Below are 25,043 nucleotides of genomic sequence, written 5' to 3' on the forward strand. Positions count from 1 at the left end.
CCTGGTCCAAAGGTGATGCGCCTGGGCCTCGAAGCCTTCCGTCGCATCAAATACGGCACCACTTTGAGGCTCAAAAATGTGTGAATCGGATAGCCGGTGACCGGGCTTTCTTGCCACCGTCACCCGCGGCAGCTCTTTGCTGCTCGCGAGCTTAGCGCCAGCGTCGGGGCGCCAGGACCACACGACTTCGCCGTCCGCGGGTGCCACGCTCGTCAGTCGTGACATCCTCGTCCACCGCATCTCACCGCAACGTTCGTGACGATCGCGACCCGCCCCTCATTCGGGTGAGACGCGCGGAGTTAAATCACTGATTTGCCCGACGGCGAAAGCGGAATGTTTTTTCCGCGAGGGGTGGACAGACTTTTGCTGATTTGCCCGTCGGGTTGTTTTGTCGCACGCGGCCGCCCGGCCTGAGCCGACTTTCGCGGACCGAATGGTCGCGTCTACCCAACCCTCCGCGATGGGTTTTGCTCGCGATCAATCCGCCCTATCAACTGTCGCTTGTTGATTCAGAACAGAATGACGGACCGACGATTCCTGTGTCCTCGCCGCGCACTACCAAGCCCTCTTCTCGCAGGACGCATGTCAGGAGAGGCTGGAACAGGTTCCTCCCTCGCCTTCGCCACTGGCATGGCGCGCGTTGGGTGCGACAAAAACTCACGACAGCACCGCGGGCGGTTGCGGTCGTTGGCGCTGTCGCGATCCTCCTGGCGGCATTCCCTCTGATGAACCTCGTCTACCACGTGGTCCGTAAGCCGACCGAGTTGTTCTTCCTCGTTGGCGGCGCACTCGACAAGAAGCCGAGTGAAACGTGGCGGCAGTACGGACCGCTCTTTCGCGCCTACTCGACCAGCACGATTACGCCCGAATTGCTGGCCGCGTTGGCGCAAGTCGAGAGCACCGGCAACCCGGTGGCGCGCACCTACTGGCGTTGGCAACTCAACTGGAATCCTCTCGCAGTCTATCAACCGGCCTCGAGCGCCGTCGGCCTATATCAGATGACCGATGCAGCTTACGCCGAGGCCGCCCGGTCCTGCATCCGCAAGAACGCGGTCGTCGATGCCGACTGCGGATTCACCAGCCTGTATCTTCGCACGCTTCCAAGCCATGCCGTCGAACTGGCGGCCGTGTATTTGGACCGCAATGTCGCGGCGGTTCTCGCCCGCGCGACGAATGCGACGGCAAACCCGCAGCAGAAGCAGGATCTGGCCGCATTCATTCATCTCTGCGGCGCCGGTCCGGCGGGGGCTTTCGTACGGCGGGGTTTTCAAACGATGGCTGGCGAGCGCTGCGGCGATCACCTCGTCGCGGCCTATCTCGCCAAGGTCAATGCGATGAAGCGCCAGTTCCTACGCTTTGCTGCCGACGGCCGGAATTAGGGCCGCCCCGGTTACCCGTTAATCTCCCTTAGGCCCGGGCGGGCCCATCGGTCCTGCGGGGCCTGGAGGACCCGCCGGCCCGGGCGGTCCGGCAGGACCGGGAAGGCCGCAGTTTTGTATCACCACGTCTCTCGTATCCTGCCCGGAGGTGATCTTGACAATGCAGGTGGAGGGAAACTCTGGTCCAATCCACCTAAACCCTCCAGTCGAAGTGCTCTCGACCTGCACTGTTTTATTTGGGCTAATCTTGATCTCCACGCCGGGCTCGCGAGGTCGCCTGACCCTTCCTACGATGACCAACTCGCCTCGCGATATGGTGGCAGTCGTGATCAATATCTCTGCATATGCATTTCCATGCCATGTGGTCACACAGGCAGTTATGACAGCCAGGACGGTGCCGATGAACCTAGCGAGCATGACGGGCTTTCCCTCGTGCGTCCTGTCATAATCCGAAATTCATCACCAGAGCTTCGGTTCTGATTCAATCAGAACCGAAGCTCTAAATTCTTGTGTTGACGCGTTTTCTTCACGCGAACCGGTATCCACTTCGCTCGAAAACGCTCTAAGAATAAGAACTCGACTACGCGAGAAGATGTTAACAGGCGCGTTCCGGATAGGAAGCGAAATCTGTCATGGCCGCCGGGAAGCGATGCCGAACGCTACGTCCATGGAACTTAAGCTGATGCTGCTGGCGCAGTCAGTCGTCGACCAATTTCGACGATCACCTCGAATGCGGCATCCGCATCGGCTTCTGTCATATCGAATGAACCCGCCTGAAATCGGATGACGATGGACTTTGGTCTGCGTGAGATAGATCCGTCCGTCGTTGTTGATCGCATTGATCAGTCGGAGATTGTGTTCATCAAGGTCGGCGACGTTCTTCGGTTGATGGCGAAACGAGAACAATGGGAGCGTCGCAATCGCGACGCTCCCATCGGAAGATTCAATTGCGAACGCTCATTTCTTGAACTTCGCCTGCCCGGTCTTTCCGACGGCGCGCGTTGTCGTCCGGCCAGGACCGATCTTTTCGACCACCAACCCATCCGCTTCAGACAGCATCTTTAGCCACCTTCAGAGGTGACGCCTTGACCGACCTGCTGGCTGGCTTGGCCGCGAACTCCATAGGCTCTTTCGTAAAAGGATTTATACCGCTGCGGGCTTCAGTAGCAGGCTTGTTTACGACCGACATTTTGACGAAGCCGGGAATGACGAACTCGCCGCACTCATTCAGCTCCTTGTAGCCTACAGTCGCCATCTGCTCGATGACGGCCTTTACGTCTGCCTTGGAAACCTGCGTTCCTTCTGCAATTGCATCAATCAACTGATTCTTGGTCATCTTGGCCATGATGGATTCCTTTGTGGAGGCTCAGAACAGTTTTGAAGCGCATGCGCTACCCGGGCTACGTCACCCTGATCGGAGGCGACAAGCCACGCGGTTCGCTTCTCGTTCGTACCTGTGATCGTGAAGTCTCCGGCCTTAAAACCTATCAAGGCCCAAAACGCAAGGAGCAGGTCGGCACTGTTGGTCAATCGCGTACCGGATTCAGCGGATTGACCCACACAGAGACAGTGCCCATATGGGGTACAAGAATCGAATGAAGCCTGCCGTTTCGGACAAGCTTGGACGCGGCCCAGTATCTCTGGCAGCGTCATTCCACACAGAGGGTTTCGTTCGGGAGGTCCTATGACGACACTGTCTATCCTCGATCTCGTCCGCGTCACTCAAGACACCGATGCCCGCGGCGCGCTCGATAACGCCCGCGACATCGCGGTCCATGCCGAGGCTTGGGGCTATCGCCGCATTTGGGTGGCGGAGCACCACAACATGCCGGGCATCGCGAGCGCCGCGACGTCGGTTGTGATCGGTCATATCGCAGCGGGAACAAAAACGATCCGCGTCGGCGCGGGCGGCATCATGCTCCCCAACCATGCCCCCTACGTCATCGCCGAGCAGTTCGGGACGCTGGCGCGCCTGTTTCCAGGCCGCATTGATCTCGGGCTGGGCCGTGCGCCGGGGACCGACCAGCTGACGCTGCGCGCGTTGCGCCGTGCGCCCGAAGCGGCCGAAAACTTCCCGCAGGACGTTCTCGAAGTGCAGGCCTTTCTGGCTCCTGCCGGTCCCAATCAGCGCATCCAGGCGGTGCCGGCGGCGGGAACGGAAGTGCCGTTGTGGATTCTCGGATCGAGTAATTTTGGCGCGATGCTGGCAGCTGAGCTCGGGCTTCCCTATGCCTTCGCCTCGCATTTCGCTCCTGACCTGCTGATCCCCGCGCTGCAGATCTACCGCAGCCGCTTCAAACCGTCCGAGCAACTTGACCGTCCCTACGCGATGGTGGGCGTCAACATCATCGCCGCCGGCAGCGATGACGAAGCGCGCAGGCTGGCGACGACCCAGCAGATGTCCTTCACGAACATCTTCCGCGGCGCGCGGGGCCTCAGCCAGCCGCCGATCGACGATATTGAGAGCTACTGGTCGCCTGCGGAAAAAGCGCAGGCGATGAGCATGCTCGCGCGCTCCATCGTTGGCTCGCCCGATACGGTTCGTTCGGGCATCGATGCGCTCGTTGCGGAAACAAGCGCCGACGAACTCATGATCGTGTCCGATGTCTACGATCACGCAGCTCGGCTGCGCTCCTTCGAACTTATCGCCAGCGCCGCCGGTGTTGCCTAAGAACTGTGTCTTGGTCTTGGGCCGGCCAAGACCGTGCTTGCCTGATCCTGCTCCGCTGGCCAGGATGATGACGGCATGGCTTGCAACGCGGCAAATTGGGGGACAGATTGGGCGCGTTCGAACAGATCGGCGAAATCGCCGTGCTGCTGGTCCCGCATCATTATTCAGAACCGTGAGCCCTGATGGTTTCCTTCGACGAACCCTTTCGCCGACAACTGCGTGAGCTGTTCGTGTGGCGTCGCGACGTCCGGCGGTTTCGTCCTGATCCGCTCCCGAGCGACGCCATCGAGCGGCTCATCGAGATCGCCTGCCTTTCCCCTTCGGTCGGCCTGAGCCAGCCTTGGCGGTTCGTCATTGTCGAGGACAAGGCGAGACGCCGGGCCGTGATCGAGAACTTCAAGGCCTGCAATGCTGATGCCTTGCAGTCCTATTCGGGCGAACGCGCGGCCCGATATGCAGCCCTCAAGCTCTCTGGCCTCGAAGAGGCGCCGGGACACCTGGCTGTGTTCGCGGAAACGACAGGCAACGTGGGTCACGGCCTCGGGCGTGCAACCATGCCGGAAACGGTCGAATATTCCGTCGTCGCGGCGGTCTGCTCGATGTGGCTCGCCGCGCGTGCAGAGGGCATCGGGGTTGGCTGGGTATCGATCCTGAACCCAGCCAGTATCCACGAGATTCTTGTAGTGCCGGAGTCCTGGAAATTCATCGGCTACTTCTGCGTCGGGTACCCCGAGGCAGAGTTCGATCGACCAGAACTTGAGCAGGCCGACTGGGAATATCGGCGAGCGTCGAACGAATTTGCGATTCGACGCTAGTCCGTTCCGCCGAAGAAATCCGGTCCAGACGTTCCTACTTCAACATCTTTGCGACGTTGTCCTTCGTCACAACGTCGAGACCAGTGTGGATGATCTCCGGCACCTTCTGGCCCTTCTTGATTGCAAGCAGAGTATCCATCGATTTCTCGCCCATCTCGAACGGACGCTGGCCGACCAGCGCATTGGCATAACCTTCGTTCAGAAGCTCGAGCTGCATCCTGAGGGTGTCGGCCACGACAAGCGTGAACTTGCCGGCGTCCATGTCCTTCTTGCTCTTGCTGGCGAACGCCTTGAAGCCTTCCGGCGCGAACATGGGCCAGCCGCCGATCGGAATGATCGCCGCGAGGTCAGGTGTCGCGGTGCGCAGATCCGTCATCTGCTGCACGCCAAGCGCGGGATCGTCGTTGCAGAAGGTTGGCGAGCCCGGGACTTCGGTCCACTTCGAACCTTTGAGCGCTTCGCGGACGCCATTGACGCGTTCGGCCAAATTCTGCGCACCCGGCCCGCCGGAGATCATTGCGTATTTGCCGCCATCGGGCCGGAGCTTCAGCAATTGCTTGCCAAGCGCGAGGCCGAACTCCTTGTTGTTGGTGCCGATGTAGGCGATCCGCTTCGAGCCCGGCGCGTCCGAGTCAAACGTGATGACGGGAATGCCGGCTGTCGTTGCCGCCTCGATCGACTTCGTCATCGCGGCAACATCGGCGACCGAGATGGCCAGGCCGTCCACTTTTTGGGTGATGAAATCCTGGATGATCTGGGCTTGCGTCGCCGGCTCGTGTTCGACGGGACCTTTATAGATGCATTCGATGTTGCCGAGCTCCTTGGCACGTTTCTGGCAGCCGTCGCGCGCGAAATCGAAGAACGGATTGTTCATGGCCTTGGGCACGATCACGAATTTGTAGCTCTGAGCAAACGCCGGCGTCGCCATCATGGCAACGGCCATGCCGGCAAGAAGTACCTTCCTCATTGCTTCCCTCCACATTTTTTGTGCCTATCCCTTGAAATCAGCGCCTCCGGGAGGCGGATAGACGATCATTTCGTTATCCTCCCGGAGAAACTCTTTAGGCCATGCGCGATCGGATGCGATCGACCAGCACCGCCGCGATGATGATCACGCCCACGAGGGTCTGCTGCCAATAGGAGTTGACCTGCGCGAGCACGAGGCCGTTGCGGATCACCTCCAGCAGCACGCAGCCGACAATGGCCCCGAGCGGGCCGCCGACGCCGCCGGCGAGATTGGCACCGCCGATGACCGCGGCCGCAATGACATTGAGCTCGTAGGACGTCGCCATGTTTGCAGGCGCCGATCCCAGCCAACCGGAGATGATGATGCCCTGCAGACCCGCCGCGAGCGCGCAGATCACATAGACCGAGACCTTCACGCGCACGACCGAAATTCCGGTCAGCGCGGCCGCCTTCTCATTGCCGCCGAGGGCAAAGACGTGGCGGCCGAAACTGGTGTGATGCAGCACGACCGCCATCGCCACCGCGAGAACCACGAGATAGATGAACGACACGGGCATGCCGAGCACAACGCCCGATGTCAGCGCGTAGAAATAATCGGCGTCGGGGCCACCGGGAAAACTGCCGCGGCCGTTGGAGACGACGTAGCCAAGGCCGCGCACGATCGAGAGCATGCCGAGCGTGGTGACGAAAGGCGACAGCCCAAGCACCGCGATGCAGAAGCCGTTGACGAGGCCGACCATCAGCGCGACGCCGAGCCCCGCCAGGACCGAGACGAGCAGAATCAAACCGGGCACATTCGCGACCACAGTCTTGCCGTCAGCCGCCAGATGCACGAACCACTCTGCGCCAGGCGTGCCCGGCGTCGAGATGTACGTCATGACCATCGAGGTGATCATCGCGGAAAAGCACATCATCGAGCCGACCGAAAGATCGATGCCGGCCGTGATAATGACGAGGGTCACGCCGAGCGTGGCGATGGCGATGAAGGAAAAGTTCTTCGCCACATTCTGCATATTGCCTTCGGTGAAGAAATACGGGCTCGCGAAGTTCATCACCACGAACAGAGCCACCAGCGCGATCAGGACGTAGCCGGTCTGCGAGGCAAAGAAGCCGCTCTGCCACCATTTGGCCTTGCCGATATTGGTGAAGGTGATGGGAGATTCCATGGGCGTGGCCATCACGCAGCCTCCTTCGCTCCCGTGATGAGGGAGGTGACTTCGTCGGGGCTGGTGTCATCGATCGCCTTATCGGCGCACTTCTCACCGCGGCGCATGACGACGACGCGGTCGCAGACCGCGAATACGTCCGGCATGCGGTGCGAGATCAGCATCACCGCGACTCTCTGCTCCTTCAGGCGATGGATCAGGCTTAAGACCTGCTCGACCTGGCGGACCGAGATCGCGGCCGTCGGCTCATCCATCATCACGAGCTTGGCATTGGAGAGCCGCGTCCGGGCGATCGCGATAGCCTGGCGCTGGCCGCCCGACATCTGCTTGACAAGGTCATGCGGACGGGTCTCCGAGCGCAGTTCTCCGAACAGTTCCAGCGCGCGCGCCGCCATCGCCTTGTGATCGAGAAAGGCGAACGGACCAAATTTGCGCTTGAGCTCACGGCCGAGGAAGACATTGGCGGCCGCCGTGAGATTGTCGGCGAGCGCGAGGTCCTGGTAGACGACCTCGATTCCGACCGCGCGGGCATCGATCGGACGGGCGAAATGAACCGCCTTGCCGTCAAAGCAAATCTCGCCGTGACTCGGCGGGAAATTGCCGGCGATGATCTTGACGAGCGTCGACTTGCCGGCACCGTTGTCTCCCATCAAGCCAACCACTTCGCCGGGGAGGATGCGCATGTCGACCCCGTGCAGCGCGCGAATGGCACCGAACTCCTTGCCGATGCCTTTCAACTCCAGAACCGGTTGCCCGGCAGCGTGAGGGGTTGCCATGGTTGGCCTCGCTCAGACATGCTGGTTGACCAGCGATTCCAGATATTGACACCTGATCTTCGCGTCGAATGGGACCGGTCCGTCGTCACCTGCGCTGGTTGTAGACATCGATGCAGACGGCGGCGAGCAGCACCAATCCCTTGATCACCTGCTGGTAGTCGATGCCGACGCCAAGGATCGACATCCCATTGTTCATCACACCCATGATCATGGCGCCGACGACGGCGCCGCCGACCCGCCCCACGCCGCCATAGGCGGAAGCGCCGCCAATAAAACACGCGGCGATGACGTCGAGCTCGAAACCGGCGCCAGCCTTGGGGGTTGCCGTGTTGAGACGCGCTGCAAAGATGAGGCCGGCAAGCGCGGCCAGAACTCCCATGTTCACAAAAGTCAGGAAGGTGAGCCGTTCAGTCTTGATGCCGGACAGCTTGGCGGCTTTGGCATTGCCGCCGACGGCGTAGATTTGGCGCCCGATGATCGTCCGGCGTGTGACGAAGCCATAGAGCGCGATCAGCGCGGTCATAATCACGAGCACATTCGGCAGCCCGCGATGCGAAGCGATCAGGTAGGTGAAGTAGAGGATAACGGCCAGAAGCGCAGCACTTTTTGCGACGAACAGCGCATACGGCTCGACCTCGATCCCGTGCGATTTCTCACGGGCACGGGTTTTGGCGCTGGCATAGACCAGCGCCAGCGCCAGGACAGCGCCGATCAGCAACGAGGTCGGGTGCAGCGTGTCGGCGCCAGGAAAGAGCTCCGGGATGAAGCCTGAAGACAACTTCTGGAAGGTCGGCGGAAATGGCCCTACGGATTGTCCCTGCAGAACCGCCAGAGCAAGGCCCTTGAACACCAGCATGCCCGCAAGCGTGACGATGAAGGATGGAATCCCGAAATAGGCAACCCAGTATCCCTGCGCCGCACCGATCGCCGCGCCGACCAGCAGGCAGGCAATGAAAGCGAGCGGATAGTCGACGTGATAGCGGACCATGAGCACGGCGGCGATCGCGCCGATGAAGCCGGCGACCGACCCGACCGAGAGGTCGATATGGCCGGTGACGATCACGAGCAGCATGCCGAGCGCCATGATCACGATATAGCTGTTCTGCAACACCAGATTGGTAAGATTGAGCGGCTGCAGCAGCGTGCCGTCGGTGACGATCTGGAAGAACAGCATGATCGCGAACAGCGACAACAGCATGCCGTAGTTGCGCAGACTGTTCTTGATGAACCCCGCATGCCCGCGTTGCACAGGCAGCGAAACCGTCTTATCGCTCATGGCCGCACTCCACCCATCTGCATCCTGTTCCGCTCCGCGCTGCCTTGTATTGGCTTGTTGCGCATGATGGCGCGCATGATCTTCTCCTGCGTCGCTTCGCTGGCAGCAAATTCGCCGACAAAGGCGCCATCGTTCATCACGCAGATCCGGTCGCAGATGCCGAGCAACTCCGGCATTTCCGAGGAAATCACCACGACGCCCCTGCCCGCCTCCGCGAGTTCATTGATGATACAATAGATCTCGTATTTGGCGCCGACGTCGATCCCACGGGTCGGCTCGTCCAGGATCAGGACTTTTGGGTCCGTCATCAGCCATTTTGACAGCACGACCTTCTGCTGGTTGCCGCCGGAGAGCTGGCCGGTTTCCTGATAGACATCGGAGCAGCGGATTCGCATCCGGTTGCGATAGTCGCTGGCTGCCCTCAACTCTCTGATGTCATCGATCACCCATCGCGGCGCGACCTGGGAAAGGCTCGCGAGCGTGATATTCTTGCGGACGTCGTCGGCAAGGATCAAACCGAGCTGCTTGCGGTCTTCGGTCACATAGGCGAGCCCCGCGTCAATGGCCGCCGGCACGCTGGAGAGGTCGACCTCGCTGCCGTCCAGCGACACCCGTCCGCTGATGTTGTACCCCCAGGCGCGGCCGAACAGGCTTGTCGCGAATTCAGTACGGCCGGCACCCATCAGGCCGGCGATGCCGACCACCTCGCCGCGCCGCACGTGGAAGCCGACATTCTTGATCACCTGGCGCTCGGGATGGAGCGGGTGATGGACGCTCCAGTCCTCCACCACCAGCACGGGGTCCCCGATCCTGGCGTCGCGCGGCGGGAAACGATGGGCGAGATCGCGATCGACCATGCTGCGTATGATGCGGTCTTCCTCGACCTCCTCGGTCCGGCAGTCGATCGAGTCAACGGTGCGGCCATCGCGCAAGATGGTGATGCGGTCGGCGACACGGGCGACCTCGTTCAGCTTGTGCGAAATCAGGATCGAGGCGATGCCCTGCTGGCGGAACGCCATCAGCCGGTCGAGCAGTGCCGCGCTGTCGGTCTCATTGAGACTCGCGGTGGGCTCGTCCAGGATCAGGAGACGCACCCGCTTGGAGAGCGCTTTCGCAATCTCGACCAGTTGCTGCTTGCCGATACCGAGGTCGGTAATGAGCGCATCCGGCGGTTCGCGCAGACCGACCTGGGCCAACAGTTCCCTTGTGCACCGATACACTGCGTCGCGGTCGATCACGCCGAACCGCGCCGGCGGATGCGACAGAAAAATGTTCTCGGCAATCGACATCAGCGGGATCAGTGCCAGCTCCTGATGGATGATGATGATCCCGAGCGCCTCGGAATCGTTGATGTCGCGAAAACGCTGTTCCTCGCCATCGAAGATGATGGTGCCTTCATAGTCGCCATGCGGATAGACGCCGCTCAGCACTTTCATCAGCGTTGACTTGCCGGCGCCGTTCTCGCCGACGAGGGCGTGGATCTGTCCGGCCTCCACCGTGAAATTGACGTCGCGTAGCGCCTGCACGCCTGCAAAGCTCTTGCTGACGCCGCGCATTTCCAGCATTGCCGTCATCGTATCATGTCCTGCAGTGGAACCGAGCTGTCGTCCGGCAAGCGGGCCTTCTGCTTGCCGGACCAGTTTGCTCACTCGAATTGCGAGCGCTTGTAGTAACCGCTGTCAACCAGCACCTTGTCCCAATTGCTCTTGTACACCACCACCGGCTTGAGCAGATAGGACGGCACCGTCTTGATTCCGTTGTTGTAGGTCTTGGCGTCGTTGACGGGTACTTCCTTGCCGTTGAGCACGGCGTCGACCATATCCGCCGTCACCCGCGCGAGATCGCGGGTATCCTTGAAGATGGTGGAATATTGATCGCCCCGCAGTATTGCCTTGATCGACGGCACCTCTGCGTCCTGGCCGCTGATGATCGGCATCGGCTGATCGGGCGTGCCATAGCCGACACTCTTCAGCGAGGAGATGATGCCAATGGAGAGGCCGTCATACGGGGAGAGCACCGCGTCGACGCGCTTCTTGCCGTAGAAGGCGCTGAGCAGATTGTCCATGCGCGCCTGCGCGGTCGCACCGTCCCAGCGCAAGATCGAGACCTTGTCCATGCCCGTCTGCTTGCTGCCGACGACCAGCTTGCCGCTGTCGATATAGGGCTGCAGCACTGACATCGCACCGTTGTAGAAGAAGTAGGCGTTGTTGTCGTCAGGCGAGCCGCCGAACAGTTCGATGTTGAACGGGCCCTTGCCCTCCTTGAGCCCCAGCCCCTGCTCGATCGACTGCGCCTGCTGGACGCCGACCTGGAAGTTGTCGAAGGTCGCATAGTAGTCGACATTCGGCGTGTCGCGGATCAGGCGGTCATAGGCGATCACGGTGATGCCCTTGGCCTTGGCCTGCTTGAGCACGTCCGAGAGAGTGGTGCCGTCGATCGCCGCGATCACCAGCACCTTGGCTCCCTTGGTCACCATGTTCTCGACCTGCGCGAGCTGGTTCGGAATATCGTCCTCGGCATATTGCAGGTCAGTGCCGTAGCCGCGTTCGCGCAGCACCTTGGCCATGTTGTTGCCGTCGTCGATCCACCGCGCGGAGGATTTTGTCGGCATCGCGATGCCGATCGTCGCTTTCTGTGCAAGCGCGACGCGGCCGGATGCCGCGGCGGTAAGGCCCGCCAGTGCGAGCATAAGCAACGTGGTTTTCAGTCTGGCCATATTTTCACTCCCGTTGGGTTAGGAACGTTTCTGTCGTTGCAGTGAGGATTTGGGCGGGACGATCTCCTAGGAATTAGCAAGCCTGACGTCCGGCTCCGGTCGGCCGCGTGCAGCCACGTCCAGGACGAACGTGCGCCCATGATGCGGGTCGGCAGCACGCGCCGCCGCATCCATGTCTTGCCAGGCCGAGGTGACCAGGAGACGCGACAGATCGGGCCCGACGAACGCCGGGCAGCTCGGCTGACGCGCCGGGACATGCAGGCAGCGCAGATGCTCGCCTTGCGGACTATAGACATCGACGCAACCGCCAGCCCACCGCGCATTCCAGATCTGGCCATCGGCATCGACCACCGCACCGTCAAGGCCTCCAACACCACGGTGTCGCAGCAAAACTTCGGGTGCGCCGCGCGGCAGGCCTGACACGGGGTCGAGCGCGATGCGATAGAGTTCGTTCTTCGCAGTGTCGGCGAAATAGCCGAGCGCGCCGTCGACTGAAAAGCAGATGGCGTTCGGAATCGTGATATTCGCAAAGAGGCGCGAGAGCTCGCCGTGATGGAGCGCGTAGACGCTGCCTGCCCCCGCCTCCGCCTTGCGTCCCATGGTGCTGATCCAGATCGTTCCGGACGGATGCACCCGCGCATCGTTGGATCGGGTGACGTGATTGTCGGCCTCGAGCGGACGATAAAGCGTCATCGAGCCATCGGCGATGGAACGGACATAAAGACCGTCTTCCGCGACAACAAGTTGACGCTCAGCGTCAATGCGCGCTAGCGCGCTCGCCATCCTGCCGAGCCGGTGAACGCGGACCTGTCTGCTCGCGAGGCGAGCCTCGAACAACCTGCTCTCGAGGATATCGAACCACCAGGCGGTATCTGTCGCCGCATCATAGGTCGGGCCCTCGCCGAGGTGGCAGCGCTCGGCGCACAGAATGGACGTCGGCACTTGCTCCATCATGTCGGCCCGCCCGCGGAACTAAACCGATAGACGCTGTGGTGCCGATAGACCGAGCCGGGCGCAAGGCGCGCGCTTGGAAAGTCTGCGCGGTTTGGCGCATCAGGCCAGACCTGCGGTTCGAGGCAGATAGCGTCGGATTGCCGGTAAAGCCGGCCTCGCTTTCCGACAACCGAGCCATCGAGATAGTTTCCGGAATAGATCTGCAATCCAGGCTGATCGGTCAGGAGCTCGAGAATCCGCCCCGATCTTGGCGCCTCGAGCCGGGCCGCGAGGCGTAGCTCGCCAGCATCATCGAGGCAGAAGTTATGGTCGTAGCCTCTACCGTTTCGAAGCTGCGCATCATAGCAGCGGATCCTGGCACCGACTGGCGTGGACTTGCGGAAATCGAAGGGCGTATCGGCGACCGCGCGCGGCGCCTCCGGCAACGGAATCGCGCTCGGATCGATCGCGAGGAAACGGTCGGCGGCGATCGTGAGCCGGTGGTCGAGGATGTCCACGCCTGACGCAGCGCCTTCGAGATTGAAAAAGCTGTGGTTGGTCAGGTTGACGATCGTCGGACGATCGACGCGTGCCTCGAAGCTGACGGATAATTCCGTCGGCCCGGTCAGCCGATAGCCGACGCGAATGTCGAGCCGGCCGGGATAGCCCTCCTCGCCGTGAGCGCTGACACGGGCCAAGGTCACCATCGGCTCCGCCCCATCCTCAATGTCAGCGATCCGCCAGAGCTTTCGGTCAAAACCCTCCGGGCCGCCATGGAGCGCATGCGCGCCGTTGTTGGCCGCGAGCTGAACGACCTCACCATCGAGCACGAAACGGCCATTGGCGATGCGATTGGCGTAGCGGCCGACCGTCGCGCCGAAGAAGTGCCGCTCGCGCAAATAGCCTGCAAGATCGTCGTGACCGAGCACGACGTCTTCGCAGCTGCCAACCGCATCGGGCACGATCAGCGCCTGAAGCGCTGCGCCATAGGTGATGACATGCGCTTCGAAGCCGCGCGCGCCCGAGAGCACCACCCGATCGACCGGGCGGCCATCGGGCAGCGCGCCGAAAACGTCCCTTGCAATGCGTGGCGTTGTCTCGGTCATGGCTCAGTCTTCGAACGCTTCGACGATCCGGCGCATGCCCATAACCCGCCTGCGATGTGGCGGCCGCATTTTCAATGGTCGCAACGCCGGTGAGCAGTGCGGCAGCGATCTGCCGGCTTTTCTCCTCTCGGCATGCCCGCATACGGGCATGCACACACCTGTGGCGTCAGAGTAGCTCAATGTTTGACCCGAACGGGCTACCGTCGCATCAGAAATGGACCTCGGTGCGCAGACCAAGAACCCAGGCATTATCGGTCTTCACGCCGTCGGCATTATACCCGCGCCCGCCGGGATTGATCACATACTGGAGGTCGAATTTGAGGTTCATCCAGCCGGTCGCCTGCCAACCGTACCAAGCTTCGATCGGAATTTCGTTACCTCCTGCATTCGGGCTGAGAGCGGCCGAGTTCACGTGGGTCGTGCCCACAGCGAAGCCGACTTCGTCCTGGGGGCGCCAGGCGAATGTTCCGGTGTGCTTGACGCCCCAGGCGATCTGGTAGTCCTGGTACGACGTCCGGTGATCGGCGACGGTCGTATTGAGGAAGGTATACCAACCCAGCGCGCCCGGACCGTCAACGGTCAACCGCTGCAGGATCGACTCATAAACGCCGAAGCGACCTCTTCGATCTCCCAGATTCTGATCCGGAACACCACCGACGCCCGGGATGGTAACAATGATACCCGGGAGGCCACCATCAATCGTCGACTGACTGTCGTACCAGCCGCCCAATCTCCAGGTCCCGTACAGGGCACCGCTCGGGCTCCAGGTCAGCTCCATCGGCACGAACACACCCGAAACGGGTTTTGAGGAGGGGACGCCTGGCAGGAAGTAGATGCTGGGCTCTGAGGTCGTCAGATAATTCGGATTGGAGTCGTAGACGCCGACCGAAAACGTCCATTCCTTGGCGAAGTTGTAGTGGACGACACCGGCCCATTGGCTCACCGGCCAGTTATAGATGTAGCCGCCCTGGATGTTGCCGGGCTGGCCGCCGCAGAAGGTCAGGTTGATGAACTCGCACAGACCGAAGAAGAAGTCGGAGCCGACCGGAAGACGGCCGGCCTTGAGTTCAAGCTGATCATCAAAAAGCTTCTGCGAGTAATAGAGTTGGGTCAGGCGAAAGATATTGCCGCGGCCGAAAACTTCGTTGGTCAACTGCAAGGCCGGAATGCCTGCCTCGGTATTCAGATTGTCGCCGAAGCGCTGGACCAGCGTGAGGCCGACCGTCCCCCCCGGGATGCCAGCAAGCTTCGCCATATCGAGCTTGGCCCCGAACCACAGCTGTCCAGCGTTGGCCGCGGTGTTCCTGTTTCCGCCCGACAGGTTTCCGACGGATTCATTGCCCAGCGTCAGGCCAATATCGATGCCCTGCTCCTTCAGCTGGGTCCTGCCGAGATCGCCAAACAGATACGGTCTCGTCCAGAAATCATCGGCCGTAACATAAGGAAGCGGCGGAGCTTTCGTTGAAAAATCGGCCGCATGCGCTCCACCGCTCAACAGAGATGACAAAGCAATCCCCACCCCGCACACGCGCGCGATGTTTACAGATCTATGCAACATTTTCTGGCACTCCCAGCGTCCCCAGGCTTTGTCTATTTTGTGTCACGTTCCCGCCCAAAGCCCTCGAGCCTGGAACGTGCATCCTCCCCAGCCCAGACCGATTTCAGCCGCCGAAGAAACAGTCCGTATGGCGACTGGCGGTTGAAGTCGTGATTCTCCTTACCGAGCTGTCATGCCTGATCGCCCGTACTCATTGGCAACGCAGCCGCGCCGCGCGGCGATGCGCTCTGCTTTCCTTGCACAAGTGTCGATCTCTGCGCCGTGCGGGCCAGGCCGGCCAGCGCCACCTTGCGCCGCCGACGGCTCTGCAATTGCTGATCCGCCAGCACGCCGAGCAGAATCACGGTCCCCATCACCGCGAAGTTCAGGGAATTGGGAATGCCCAGGATGTTCACAAGGTTCTGCAGCACCTGCAGCAGCGCCGTCCCCAGCACGATACCGAGAATCGAGCCCTCGCCGCCGCGTAGGCTGCACCCACCGAGGACCGCAGCCGCGATCGCATAGAGCTCGTAGAAATTGCCGAACGAACTCGGAGAGACCGAGTTCGTGTAGAATACGAACAACACCGTTGAAACGCCGGCGAGCCCGCCGCTGATGATGTAGGCGGTCGCGATCACGATATCTGTGCGGATACCGGAGAAGCGCGCCGCTTCCTCGTTCTTGCCCACGGCATAGAGCCAGCGCCCGTAGACCGAGCGGTGCAGCAGCACGCCGAGGATCAGCGCAAGGATGATCAGGAAGACGAAGGTGTTCGGGACGCCCGCGATATTGCCGGAGGCGATGTTGCTCAGTGTGCTGGCCTCGTCACCGTAGCCGAAGCCGCGTGTCGAATCGCTCGTATAGTAGCGGGCGGCGCCGCGATAAATCAGCAACCCGCACAGCGTCACGATGAAGGGCTGCATTTTCAGCCGTGTGATCAGGAAACCCTGGATGCCCCCTAGCGCCAGTCCGCCGAGCAGGACGAGCAGCAGCGCGAAGGGCCAATAGACCTGATAAGTCGTCAGAAGGTCGACGAATACGACACCAAGCAGCGCGAACATCGAGCCGACCGAAAGGTCGATGCCTCCGGTGATGATCACAAGCCCCACGCCGAGCGCGAACACGCCGAACAGGCCGATCAGATTGGCCATATTCAGCAAGTTCACCAACGATAGAAAGGCCGGATTGATCGCGCCCGTGATGGCGGAGATCACCACCAGCAGCAGGCAGAGGCCGAGTTCTTTCTTCATCATGGCGCAGCGGCTTCCATGGTTTCCAGCGCTTGGCCGACCGCCAGCCGCAACACGTTATATTCGCTGAACTGCTCGCGCTCGAGCACGCCGCTGACACTCCCTTCATGCATCACCGCCACGCGGTCGGAGACGCCGATGACCTCCTCCATGTCCGAGGAGATCATCACGATCGCGACGCCCTCGTCGGCGAGGCCGCGCATCAGCACATAGATCTCGCTCTTGGCACCGACATCGATGCCACGGGTCGGCTCGTCGAAGAACATCACTCGCGGCTGCATGGAGAGCCACTTGCCCAGCACTACTTTTTGCTGGTTGCCGCCGGAGAGCGTCACGGCCTCCATATCGATGCTCGGCGCCTTTATGGACAGGCTCCGAACCTGTTCTTTTGCGACCTTGCGCTCGGCCGCACCGTTTACCAGCCACATCCGCGCATAGTTTAGCAAGCTCGCGAGCGTCACGTTCTCCCGGATCGGCAGTTCAAGCACTAGCCCGGACTTCTTGCGGTCCTCCGGCACCAGATAGATTCCTTGCCTGATCGCGTCCCGCGGCGACGCGACACCGACCGGCGCGTTGTCGATCCTGATCTCGCCACCCAGCAGCGGGTCAATGCCGAAGGCTGCGCGGGCGAGCGAGGTGCGGCCAGCGCCCACGAGCCCCGCCAGGCCGAGAATCTCGCCGCTCCGCACGGAAAGATTGATCTGCCGGTCGGGAAAGGCTGACGTCACGAGGCCGACAATGTCGCAGCCGCCCGGCTGCGGCGGCCGTTTGGGCGGCGTATACAGCGCCTTCAGGTCGCGGCCGATCATAAGCCGGATCATTGCGGCATGGCTCAGCTCGTCGCGCGCCAGCTCCCCCACCGTGCGCCCGTCGCGCAGCACCACGACGCGATCAGCGCAGGTCATGATCTCGCCCAGCCGGTGAGAGATAAAGATCACCGAGATGCCGTGCGCCTTCAGGTCGGCAATCACCTCCAGCAGCCGTTCGGTCTCCGAGATTGTCAGGCTGGAGGTCGGCTCGTCCATGATGATCACGCGGGCGTCAATCGAGAGCGCCTTGGCGATCTCCACCATCTGACGCTGCGCGATGGACAGGTCGTCGACCAGCGTGCTCGGGGTGAAATCGGCGCCCAGCCGCGCCAGCAGCGGCGTCACGCGGGCGCGCGTCTCCGCGTTGTCCACCAGCTTCAGCGGGCCGCCGGTGAGCTTCTCGCGCCCTATGAATACGTTGGCCGCGACGTCGAGATTCTCGAACAGGTTCAGTTCCTGGTGCACGAAGGCGATGCCGGCCCGCGTCGCCTCGCTCACCGTCAGCCGGGCGTGGTCGTTGCCGCCGATGCGGATCACGCCTTCGCTCGGCGCGATCACGCCGCCCAGCACGCGCATCAGCGTCGACTTGCCGGCGCCGTTCTCGCCGATCAGGCCCAATACCTCGCCGCGGTACACGCGCAGGTTGACATTGTCGAGGGCCCTCACACCGGGATAAGTCTTGCTGATCCCGGCAAGTTCAAGCAGCGTTTCCGCCATTTGGCGCTTCCTCCCGCACAACGCCCGGTCGCCTGTGGCAGCCCGGCGGTGAAGCATACTGAAGTCACTTCTTCAGCAGTTCCTTCAGAGATGCGGTGAACTCCGCGACGTTGGACTTGCCGATCACCTTGGTCGGCACGATCAGCTTGCTATCCGCCGGGATCCAGGACTTGTCGCCGTTCAGCGTTTTGATGATGTTGGTGGCGGAGAGATAGCCGAACTCGTACGGCTGCTGCACGACCGTGGATTCGATCGTGCCGTCGGAAATGCCCCGCAGCGTGCGCTGGTCCTCGTCGAAGCCGACAATCTTCACCTTGCCGACCTTGCCCGCCGCCTTCACCGCGTCATAGATCAAGGGTGTCTCGTAGCTCCACAGGCCGGACAACAGCGCAATGTCGGGATATTTGACGAGCACGTTCTCCATATTCGCCTTGGCCTTGGCGAAGTCCACCTGGTCGGTGAACACGTCGACCAGCTCGACCTTGGTGCCGGCGATCGCTTCCTTGATACCCTGCACCCGCTCGCGGGCGTTGTCAGCGTCCATCGTTCCGACAAACAGCGCGATCTTGCCGCCGTTCGGCAGCGCCTTCTTGATCTCCTCGCCCGCCTGCCGCCCAGCCGCGACGTTGTCGGTGCCGATATAGGCGAGACGATTGCTCTGCGGCGCGTCGCTGTCCGTCGTGATCAATACGGTCTTGGCCGCAACCTTGTTGAGTTCTTCGGTTGCGTGCGGCGCATCGTCTACAGAGATAGAGATGCCGGCGACGCCGCGCACCAGCAGGTCATCCAACTCGCGCCGCTGGCCCGCCGCAGTTCCGTCGTTGGTGACGATCAACTCGATATTGTATTCCGGGTGCTCCTTCTGCGCCTTCTCAAGCCCGCGGCCGGCGATGGTCCAGAAGTCGGCCGCGACATTGGTCACCAGCGCGATGGTCTTTTTCTGCTGCGCTTGTGCCGCGCCCGTGGCCATCGCGAGCGCCGTTGCGCTCACCAGCAGCGGCACGATCAATGTCTTCATTGAGCTCTTCATGTGCACCTCCCTGTCGTCACCCCATGAGGGGCTTCACGCACGGCGCTTTGTGCGCCTTATTTTGTTCACGCTACGAATAAATTATCGGAACTCTATATCGAGTCAAGGATGTTATTGTCCGCCCCCTCACGCAACAATAGTATAATTGGTACGATGAGGTAGCCTTCATTGCTCTTTTTGGCCATCTCCCGCGCCGCACACGTTGATTAATTTCACTGAACGAATTAAAAGACCCGCATGGATGAGCAGCCCGAGCCGCCGAGACGTGCTTCAAGCGTGGCCCGCGGATCGAATCGCGGCCGCCTCGTCGAAGTCTTGCGACGTCAGGGGCCATTGCCGCGCGTGGAGCTCGCACGTAGTACGGGGCTGAGCTTCGCGGCCATTTCGGCCATAACGTCGAGACTGATAGCGGAAGAACTGTTGTGCGAGGCCGAGACCGACGCCGGGGCGGCGACGTCGTGGCCCGACGATACCGACGAAGAGGATACGGACGGACTGAATGGCCGTCGCCGTGGCCGGCCGGCGGTACTGCTGACCCTGAACCCGGAGTTTGGCCGCATCATCGCGGTCTCGCTACGCATGAACCTGATTGAGACACTGATCGCAGACTTCAGTGGCTCTGGCTTGGCGCAATCGCGACTTGCACTCACGACGCGCGCTCTCGATGCAGATGCGTTGTGCGATCTCATGATCGCGCAGATCGATGCTATGCTTGACGCGACGGCAACGCCGCGCCATCGGCTGCTGGGAATCGGGATTGCGCTGCAGGGCATCGTGAACGCCGACACCGGACGGCATCTGTGGAGTCCGGCGCTGTCGGTCACCGACATCGATCTGGCGAAGCCGATGCGTCAAGCATTCGGGGTCGAGGTCGTGATGGCGAACGACGCTGTCGCAGTTGCGCTGGCCCTCGCAGCCGCGGAGCCGGCACTGGCGCAGGGCCTCTCGGCCACGATCATGGTCGGCCACGGCGTCGGGATGGGCGTCGTTGTCGACGGCGAAGCGCGCTGGGGCGCCGGCGCCGGCAGCGAGATCGGCCATGTCAAGTTGGCGCCGAACGGTCCGCAATGCCGCTGCGGCCAGCGCGGCTGCATCGAGGCCTATCTCGCCGACTACGCGATCTACCGCGACGCCCGCACCTTTCTCGACCTGCCGCCGGCGGTGTCGCAGCAGCCTTCCGAGGCGCAGATGGCTCTGCTGCGCCAGCGAGCACTGGGCGGCGATCCCCGTCTCGAGCACTTGTTCCGGCAGGCAGGCCACGCGCTTGCAGAGGCGGTCGCCGCAACGATATCGGTGCTGCGCCCGCACCATGTCATCCTGGCGGGCCCCGGCCTGCAGGCATTTGACATGATGCGCCGCGCCTATGAGGAGCGGCTCGACCAGGCGGTGTTACCGTGGCTGCTCAAGTCCACGGCAATATATGTGCGTCCAAGCGAGTCGGCGGCAATTGTCGACGGCATGGTGCGGCGGACGCTGCGGGTCGTGGACCGAAACCACATGGAGACGACCGAGTGAACACCGGAAGCCGTGGCCCTTGTTGGAGCCGCAGCAAACGCAACCGACGCCCTCAGGCGCAAAATCGAGAGGATGCCAATGCAAGGCGCCATCTATCCAAGTCTCAAGGACCGGACTGTACTGGTGACCGGCGGCGGTTCCGGGATCGGCGAGGCCATCGTCCGCCGGTTCGTCAGCCAAGGCTCGCGGGTCGGTTTCATCGACATCGATGTGGAGGCCTCAAAGCATCTCCTGGCCAGCCTGCCGGCGCATGCGGGCGTGCACTTCGAGCACGCCGATCTGCGCGACATCGCCGCCCTGAGACGCGCGGTCGCCGGCGTCCGCGAGATGTTCGGGCCGATCACCATCCTGGTCAATAACGCGGCCCGCGACGACCGTCACGCGATCGAGGACGTCACGCCGGAATACTGGGACGAGCGGATGGCGGTCAATCTGAAGCATCAGTTCTTTAGCGCGCAGGCGATCGCGCCGGACATGATCCAGGCAGGGGGCGGTTCGATCGTCAACATCGGCTCGGTGAGCTGGGTGATCGGCCAGGGCAACATGCCCTGCTACACCACCGCCAAATCCGCGGTTCAGGGCCTGACCCGTGCGCTCGCCCGCGATCTTGGGCCGAACAATGTGCGGGTCAATTCCATCCTGCCCGGATGGATCATGACCCAGCGCCAGCAGGATCTGTGGTTGACGCCCGAAGGTGAGGCCGAAATCATGCAGCGCCAATGCCTCAAGCGCAAGCTCGTGCCTGATGACATCGCCCGCGTCGTCCTCTTCTTCGCCGCCGACGACAGCGGCGCCTGCACCAACCAGAGCTACATCGTCGATGGCGGCTGGGTCTAACCATATTGCCGACTGCGTTGACGATATCTCGCGAGCTGGACGATCCGCGTCGAGCCTGAAGTAGCACCGTCGCAGTCAGACAATCGCGATAAGCCTTCGTTTCCGGCGAAGGCAGTCGCCGGTATTTCCAGATTGTCCAGCCTGCCCGTGTCGGTCATGCTGCGATGATGAAAAATCATTCTGCCGCAAGCGGATCGGATGTCTTGCTGGGTGTGATCGCGATCCGGCTTGCGGCCTTGGTTTTGACAGGTTCGATCTTGCTGCTGTTGCCGCGGCAACCTCGTGACGATTCAGCCTGCGTCCCCTCCCTCGCGGGAAGGTCTGACTTGCAAATTGCATCGAAGGCAGAACCCGTGCGCGTCAGCGATCCGGTGGCGAGCGACATGCTCCTGCATGATTAGGGCATGATCCGGAAAGGCGGATACCGGTTGCTCCGCGCCGCCTGTCGCCGATCAACCGGCTGGGCTAGTACCATGCGCGCGCAAGCCACGGCGAACCAGTGAGGCCCAACCATCTTCCGCGGTCTCCGCAAATTCAAAGAGACCGGGGTCGGCCGCAGAAATCATGCCCTCCTCGACGAGGGCGTCAAAGTTAATGATTTTGCGCCAGTACCTTTCGCCGAACAGCACAATGGGCGCTGGAGGGGCCTTCTGCGTTTGCTGCAGCGTCAGCACCTCGAACATCTCGTCCATGGTTCCGAAACCGCCGGGAAAAATCGCCAGGGCGTTCGCACGCATGGCCAAATGCATTTTGCGCATTGCAAAGTAGTGAAATCGGAAGCTGAGCTCCGGCGTGATGTAGCGATTGGGAATTTGCTCATGTGGCAGGGTGATGTTGAATCCGATGCTTGGAGCACCGACGTCGGACGCACCTCGGTTTGCCGCCTCCATGATGCCGGGGCCGCCGCCAGTAGCGACAACATTGTCGCGCCACCGGTTCTTGGGATCGAAGGCGCCGCCGCGTTGCGAAGCGATGCGCCCGAATTCGCGCGCGACCTGGTAGAACTCGGATTGCTGCAGCAATTTCGCAGCCGCCCTCTTCTCGGTCTCCGTCCGAGCCGCTTCGACGGCGGCGGCAGCCTGCTCCGGAGACGGCGCACGCGCGCTGCCAAAAACAATGATAGTCGAGCGGATTCCCCAATCCCGCAACGCGAGTTCAGCTTTGGCATATTCGAGGGCAAAGCGGATCGATCGCATCTCGTCTCGAAGCAAGAATTCGGTATCTTCAACCGCCAGCAGCGTGCTCCGCGAGCTATGCGGGGTCGTCTGTTCATTCATATCGCTATTGTCCATTCTGCAGACTAAGTTCAACACGTTCTACGGTAGCGCTGGCCATGACGCCGGGATATTGCCTCATCGAATCTATCAAAATATACGTCAATGATGCTACTCGACACTCGCAACCTGCCGCGGTGGATAGTGCGCAGGGCGTTGACGCGATTGCGCGCATCTGATGCAGATTGCCAACGGGCAGCAACCTCGAATGTGCCTCCCAAGGATCTACGCTGAATATCCATGAAAAAGATCGGCTTTCTATCGTTCGGGCATTGGACGCCTTCACCGCAATCGCAGACGCGATCGGCATCCGACGCCCTTCTGCAATCCATCGAACTCGCCGTTGCTGCCGAAGAGTTGGGGGCGGACGGTGCGTATTTCCGTGTGCATCATTTCGCTCGTCAGCTCGCTTCACCGTTTCCGTTGCTGGCAGCCGTAGGCGCCAAGACCCGCCGAATCGAGATCGGCACGGCAGTTATCGACATGCGTTATGAGAACCCGCTGTACATGGCCGAGGATGCGGGCGCTGCCGACCTCATTGCCGGTGGGCGCTTGCAACTCGGCATCAGCCGCGGATCACCCGAGCAGGTCATCGATGGGTGGCGCTACTTCGGCTACGTTCCACGCGACGGCGAGACCGCTTCCGACATGGCCCGGCACAATACGGAGATCCTGCTCGAGCTGCTGCGCGGCGAGGGCTTCGCAAAGCCCAATCCGCATCCGATGTTTCCGAACCCTCCCGGCCTCTTGCGCATCGAGCCGTATTCGGAAGGCTTGCGCGACCGCATCTGGTGGGGCGCCGGGTCGAACGCTACCGCGGTCTGGGCGGCCAAGCTGGGCACGAATCTGCAAAGCTCCACCCTGAAGGACGACGAGACCGGAGAGCCGTTCCACGTCCAGCAAGCGAACCAGATCCGAGCTTTCCGCGAGGCCTGGAAGGTGGCTGGTCACAAGCGCGAGCCTCGCGTGTCAGTCAGCCGCAGCATCTTCGCGCTGGTCAACGACCGGGACCGCGCCTACTTCGGACACGGTGGTCAGGACGCGGACCAAATCGGCTTCATCGACGAAAAAACCAAGGCAATCTTCGGCCGCAGCTATGCCGCCGAGCCGGACGTGCTGATTGCGCAATTGGCCAAGGATGAAGCTATTGCGGAGGCCGATACGCTGCTTTTGACCGTGCCCAATCAGCTTGGCGTGGATTACAACGCGCACGTCATCGAGGCGATCCTGACTCACATCGCCCCCGCGCTTGGTTGGCGCTAACCCTTATTGTGGGGTCACACCCGCAACCCGGTACAGGCACGGGCGCCGTGGACCCGAGCAATGCTATTTGATCGTCGCGTGCACAGTGATTACCGAAGTGCCAGAAGCCGTCGGCCCCTGTCCCACTGCTTTGATGGCAAAGTTATCGCTCCCCTTGTACCTAGCCTTCGCTTTGTATTCGTAAGTCGTCATGTTGAGCTTTTTCAAGCTGCCATGTGCCGGCTTTTGTAAGATGTCCGAGCTGCTCACCGTGCCGCGTATCGTAATCGGAAATAGGCAACTTTCTCCTGAGCTGACGCTAATGTCGCCGGTCGAATTCTCGCCCCAATCCGCTACTTCCAGTAATCTGGGACAGTCAGAAGCGGCTATCGCTGGAGACGCGGACATGGAGCCTGCAGCTCCAGCGATAAGCATCAAAACAGCGACTCTAGACAACCGCATCGTAGACTTCCTCGTTTTGCGTCGATGGCGGTATTGTCGGACGTCCAAGAAAACTTGGCTATCACAGACGCATCAACGATCCTGCCGGGCCGGTTGAAAGCGGCACCTGCGAACATCTCACGAGGCGCGGGTCGCGGCACGCTCTCGTTCGATGCGCTCGGTCACGTCTCGCGCCACGGCAACCGAGCCAAGCACTTCGCCGGCGGCGCTGTCCTTGACGATCGCGAATGTCATCTCAACGTAGACCTTGCGTCCGCTCTTGTGCAAGGCGCGCGTCAGCGTGGGCTTGCCTTGAAGCTTCATGGCGCCGCCAGTCATTGCCGCCTCAAAGCCGCGCCAATGCGCGGCCCGCAGATGCTCGGGGATGATCAGATCGAGGCTTTGGCCGAGCACCTCCTCCAACGAATAGCCAAACAACGCGGCGGCGGCGGGATTCCAGCGGGCAATCGCGCCGGAGCGATCGGCGTAGATCACCGCATCGGCCGTTTGATCGAGAATTCGTTCCGCTAACTCGGAGCGCTCTTCCATGGGGCACCTGTTTGGTTCTGTCACGTCTAACCTTTCTG

Annotated in this window: 23 protein-coding genes and 1 pseudogene; 7 read left to right on the forward strand and 17 right to left on the reverse strand. The window is 61.6% G+C overall.

Annotated elements, in window-relative coordinates:
• The coding region (locus AC5ZGW_RS09250; RefSeq protein ID WP_496113899.1) for a hypothetical protein at positions 1–225 on the reverse strand (225 nt) is incomplete at its 3' end.
• A 419-nt stretch (positions 226–644) separates the two neighbouring features.
• Here AC5ZGW_RS09250 and AC5ZGW_RS09255 point away from each other — a divergent pair.
• The gene (locus AC5ZGW_RS09255) at positions 645–1,379 is read left to right on the forward strand and encodes a transglycosylase SLT domain-containing protein (RefSeq protein WP_245474557.1); all 735 of its coding nucleotides are present in this window, start codon (positions 645–647) and stop codon (positions 1,377–1,379) included.
• A 674-nt stretch (positions 1,380–2,053) separates the two neighbouring features.
• On the opposite strand, the pseudogene AC5ZGW_RS09260 reads toward AC5ZGW_RS09255, so the two are convergent.
• Positions 2,054–2,291 (reverse strand): annotated as a pseudogene (locus AC5ZGW_RS09260) (aspartate aminotransferase family protein); the annotation flags it as partial.
• Positions 2,292–2,427: 136 nt separating this feature from the next.
• Positions 2,428–2,724 (reverse strand): HU family DNA-binding protein, encoded by a 297-nt coding sequence (locus AC5ZGW_RS09265; RefSeq protein WP_028164672.1) that lies wholly within the window; start codon positions 2,722–2,724, stop codon positions 2,428–2,430.
• A gap of 339 nt (positions 2,725–3,063) precedes the next feature.
• On the opposite strand from AC5ZGW_RS09265, the gene AC5ZGW_RS09270 reads away from it, so the two are divergent.
• Both AC5ZGW_RS09270 and bluB read left to right on the forward strand, forming a co-directional pair.
• Complete coding sequence (locus AC5ZGW_RS09270; RefSeq protein WP_130223883.1) at positions 3,064–4,050, forward strand: LLM class flavin-dependent oxidoreductase; 987 nt, start codon at positions 3,064–3,066, stop codon at positions 4,048–4,050.
• A gap of 182 nt (positions 4,051–4,232) precedes the next feature.
• On the forward strand, positions 4,233–4,865 hold the full coding sequence (gene bluB / locus AC5ZGW_RS09275) for a 5,6-dimethylbenzimidazole synthase (RefSeq protein ID WP_130223881.1): 633 nt from the start codon (positions 4,233–4,235) through the stop codon (positions 4,863–4,865).
• Between the two features lie 34 nt (positions 4,866–4,899).
• Here the strand turns inward: bluB and AC5ZGW_RS09280 are convergent, their stop codons facing one another.
• The 12 genes from AC5ZGW_RS09280 to AC5ZGW_RS09335 form a co-directional block, all read right to left on the reverse strand.
• Entirely contained in the window at positions 4,900–5,832 is a 933-nt protein-coding gene (locus AC5ZGW_RS09280; protein ID WP_130223879.1) for a sugar-binding protein, read from the reverse strand.
• Between the two features lie 94 nt (positions 5,833–5,926).
• Positions 5,927–7,009, reverse strand: a complete 1,083-nt coding sequence (locus tag AC5ZGW_RS09285; RefSeq protein WP_165435069.1) for an ABC transporter permease — start codon at positions 7,007–7,009, stop codon at positions 5,927–5,929.
• Positions 7,009–7,773, reverse strand: a complete 765-nt coding sequence (locus AC5ZGW_RS09290; RefSeq protein ID WP_130223875.1) for an ATP-binding cassette domain-containing protein — start codon at positions 7,771–7,773, stop codon at positions 7,009–7,011. The genes AC5ZGW_RS09285 and AC5ZGW_RS09290 overlap by 1 nt, the downstream gene beginning before the upstream one ends.
• Before the next feature lie 85 nt (positions 7,774–7,858).
• Positions 7,859–9,049 carry a multiple monosaccharide ABC transporter permease gene (mmsB, locus tag AC5ZGW_RS09295; protein ID WP_130223873.1) on the reverse strand — a complete coding sequence of 397 codons (1,191 nt, stop codon included), beginning with the start codon at positions 9,047–9,049 and terminating at the stop codon, positions 7,859–7,861.
• Complete coding sequence (gene mmsA / locus AC5ZGW_RS09300; RefSeq protein ID WP_130223871.1) at positions 9,046–10,623, reverse strand: multiple monosaccharide ABC transporter ATP-binding protein; 1,578 nt, start codon at positions 10,621–10,623, stop codon at positions 9,046–9,048. The genes mmsB and mmsA overlap by 4 nt, the downstream gene beginning before the upstream one ends.
• Before the next feature lie 71 nt (positions 10,624–10,694).
• On the reverse strand, positions 10,695–11,765 hold the full coding sequence (chvE, locus tag AC5ZGW_RS09305) for a multiple monosaccharide ABC transporter substrate-binding protein (RefSeq protein ID WP_130223869.1): 1,071 nt from the start codon (positions 11,763–11,765) through the stop codon (positions 10,695–10,697).
• A 66-nt stretch (positions 11,766–11,831) separates the two neighbouring features.
• Positions 11,832–12,716, reverse strand: a complete 885-nt coding sequence (locus AC5ZGW_RS09310) for an SMP-30/gluconolactonase/LRE family protein (protein WP_130223913.1) — start codon at positions 12,714–12,716, stop codon at positions 11,832–11,834.
• Positions 12,716–13,804, reverse strand: coding sequence for an aldose epimerase family protein (locus AC5ZGW_RS09315; RefSeq protein ID WP_130223867.1), 1,089 nt, complete (start codon positions 13,802–13,804; stop codon positions 12,716–12,718). The genes AC5ZGW_RS09310 and AC5ZGW_RS09315 overlap by 1 nt, the downstream gene beginning before the upstream one ends.
• 208 nt (positions 13,805–14,012) lie before the next feature.
• On the reverse strand, positions 14,013–15,362 hold the full coding sequence (locus AC5ZGW_RS09320; protein ID WP_028164683.1) for a carbohydrate porin: 1,350 nt from the start codon (positions 15,360–15,362) through the stop codon (positions 14,013–14,015).
• 170 nt (positions 15,363–15,532) lie between these two features.
• On the reverse strand, positions 15,533–16,594 hold the full coding sequence (locus tag AC5ZGW_RS09325) for an ABC transporter permease (RefSeq protein ID WP_028164684.1): 1,062 nt from the start codon (positions 16,592–16,594) through the stop codon (positions 15,533–15,535).
• Complete coding sequence (locus tag AC5ZGW_RS09330; RefSeq protein WP_130223865.1) at positions 16,591–18,117, reverse strand: sugar ABC transporter ATP-binding protein; 1,527 nt, start codon at positions 18,115–18,117, stop codon at positions 16,591–16,593. Before AC5ZGW_RS09330 ends, AC5ZGW_RS09325 begins: the two co-directional genes overlap by 4 nt.
• Positions 18,118–18,181: 64 nt before the next feature.
• On the reverse strand, positions 18,182–19,147 hold the full coding sequence (locus AC5ZGW_RS09335) for a sugar-binding protein (RefSeq protein WP_130223863.1): 966 nt from the start codon (positions 19,145–19,147) through the stop codon (positions 18,182–18,184).
• A 237-nt stretch (positions 19,148–19,384) separates the two neighbouring features.
• On the opposite strand from AC5ZGW_RS09335, the gene AC5ZGW_RS09340 reads away from it, so the two are divergent.
• From AC5ZGW_RS09340 to AC5ZGW_RS09350, 3 genes are all read left to right on the forward strand, one after another.
• Positions 19,385–20,662 (forward strand): ROK family protein, encoded by a 1,278-nt coding sequence (locus AC5ZGW_RS09340; protein ID WP_130223861.1) that lies wholly within the window; start codon positions 19,385–19,387, stop codon positions 20,660–20,662.
• Between the two features lie 78 nt (positions 20,663–20,740).
• Positions 20,741–21,499 carry an SDR family NAD(P)-dependent oxidoreductase gene (locus tag AC5ZGW_RS09345; RefSeq protein WP_130223859.1) on the forward strand — a complete coding sequence of 253 codons (759 nt, stop codon included), beginning with the start codon at positions 20,741–20,743 and terminating at the stop codon, positions 21,497–21,499.
• Positions 21,500–21,663: 164 nt separating this feature from the next.
• Positions 21,664–21,900, forward strand: a complete 237-nt coding sequence (locus tag AC5ZGW_RS09350) for a hypothetical protein (RefSeq protein WP_496113900.1) — start codon at positions 21,664–21,666, stop codon at positions 21,898–21,900.
• A 51-nt stretch (positions 21,901–21,951) separates the two neighbouring features.
• On the opposite strand, the gene AC5ZGW_RS09355 is transcribed toward AC5ZGW_RS09350, so the two are convergent.
• On the reverse strand, positions 21,952–22,776 hold the full coding sequence (locus AC5ZGW_RS09355) for an LOG family protein (RefSeq protein ID WP_207230953.1): 825 nt from the start codon (positions 22,774–22,776) through the stop codon (positions 21,952–21,954).
• A gap of 237 nt (positions 22,777–23,013) precedes the next feature.
• On the opposite strand from AC5ZGW_RS09355, the gene AC5ZGW_RS09360 reads away from it, so the two are divergent.
• Complete coding sequence (locus AC5ZGW_RS09360) at positions 23,014–24,036, forward strand: LLM class flavin-dependent oxidoreductase (protein ID WP_130223855.1); 1,023 nt, start codon at positions 23,014–23,016, stop codon at positions 24,034–24,036.
• Positions 24,037–24,594: 558 nt separating this feature from the next.
• Here the strand turns inward: AC5ZGW_RS09360 and AC5ZGW_RS09365 are convergent.
• A complete protein-coding gene (locus AC5ZGW_RS09365; RefSeq protein WP_028164691.1) occupies positions 24,595–25,005 on the reverse strand; it encodes a PAS domain S-box protein in 411 nt (136 codons plus the stop codon).
• Positions 25,006–25,043: the final 38 nt, after the last annotated feature.

This window comes from Bradyrhizobium sp. Crot121 (assembly GCF_059512385.1).

Coding starts and splice junctions, on each gene's coding strand:
- chvE (WP_130223869.1), bottom strand. CDS start 11,765: ATGGCCAGACTGAAAACCACGTTGCTTATGCTCGCACTGGCGGGCCTT.
- bluB (WP_130223881.1), top strand. CDS start 4,233: ATGGTTTCCTTCGACGAACCCTTTCGCCGACAACTGCGTGAGCTGTTC.
- AC5ZGW_RS09355 (WP_207230953.1), bottom strand. CDS start 22,776: ATGAATGAACAGACGACCCCGCATAGCTCGCGGAGCACGCTGCTGGCG.
- AC5ZGW_RS09270 (WP_130223883.1), top strand. CDS start 3,064: ATGACGACACTGTCTATCCTCGATCTCGTCCGCGTCACTCAAGACACC.
- AC5ZGW_RS09290 (WP_130223875.1), bottom strand. CDS start 7,773: ATGGCAACCCCTCACGCTGCCGGGCAACCGGTTCTGGAGTTGAAAGGC.
- mmsA (WP_130223871.1), bottom strand. CDS start 10,623: ATGACGGCAATGCTGGAAATGCGCGGCGTCAGCAAGAGCTTTGCAGGC.
- AC5ZGW_RS09360 (WP_130223855.1), top strand. CDS start 23,014: ATGAAAAAGATCGGCTTTCTATCGTTCGGGCATTGGACGCCTTCACCG.
- AC5ZGW_RS09365 (WP_028164691.1), bottom strand. CDS start 25,005: ATGGAAGAGCGCTCCGAGTTAGCGGAACGAATTCTCGATCAAACGGCC.
- AC5ZGW_RS09320 (WP_028164683.1), bottom strand. CDS start 15,362: ATGTTGCATAGATCTGTAAACATCGCGCGCGTGTGCGGGGTGGGGATT.
- AC5ZGW_RS09340 (WP_130223861.1), top strand. CDS start 19,385: ATGGATGAGCAGCCCGAGCCGCCGAGACGTGCTTCAAGCGTGGCCCGC.
- AC5ZGW_RS09280 (WP_130223879.1), bottom strand. CDS start 5,832: ATGAGGAAGGTACTTCTTGCCGGCATGGCCGTTGCCATGATGGCGACG.
- AC5ZGW_RS09335 (WP_130223863.1), bottom strand. CDS start 19,147: ATGAAGAGCTCAATGAAGACATTGATCGTGCCGCTGCTGGTGAGCGCA.
- AC5ZGW_RS09325 (WP_028164684.1), bottom strand. CDS start 16,594: ATGATGAAGAAAGAACTCGGCCTCTGCCTGCTGCTGGTGGTGATCTCC.
- AC5ZGW_RS09285 (WP_165435069.1), bottom strand. CDS start 7,009: ATGGCCACGCCCATGGAATCTCCCATCACCTTCACCAATATCGGCAAG.
- AC5ZGW_RS09310 (WP_130223913.1), bottom strand. CDS start 12,716: ATGGAGCAAGTGCCGACGTCCATTCTGTGCGCCGAGCGCTGCCACCTC.
- AC5ZGW_RS09330 (WP_130223865.1), bottom strand. CDS start 18,117: ATGGCGGAAACGCTGCTTGAACTTGCCGGGATCAGCAAGACTTATCCC.
- AC5ZGW_RS09350 (WP_496113900.1), top strand. CDS start 21,664: ATGATGAAAAATCATTCTGCCGCAAGCGGATCGGATGTCTTGCTGGGT.
- AC5ZGW_RS09265 (WP_028164672.1), bottom strand. CDS start 2,724: ATGGCCAAGATGACCAAGAATCAGTTGATTGATGCAATTGCAGAAGGA.
- AC5ZGW_RS09315 (WP_130223867.1), bottom strand. CDS start 13,804: ATGACCGAGACAACGCCACGCATTGCAAGGGACGTTTTCGGCGCGCTG.
- AC5ZGW_RS09345 (WP_130223859.1), top strand. CDS start 20,741: ATGCAAGGCGCCATCTATCCAAGTCTCAAGGACCGGACTGTACTGGTG.
- mmsB (WP_130223873.1), bottom strand. CDS start 9,049: ATGAGCGATAAGACGGTTTCGCTGCCTGTGCAACGCGGGCATGCGGGG.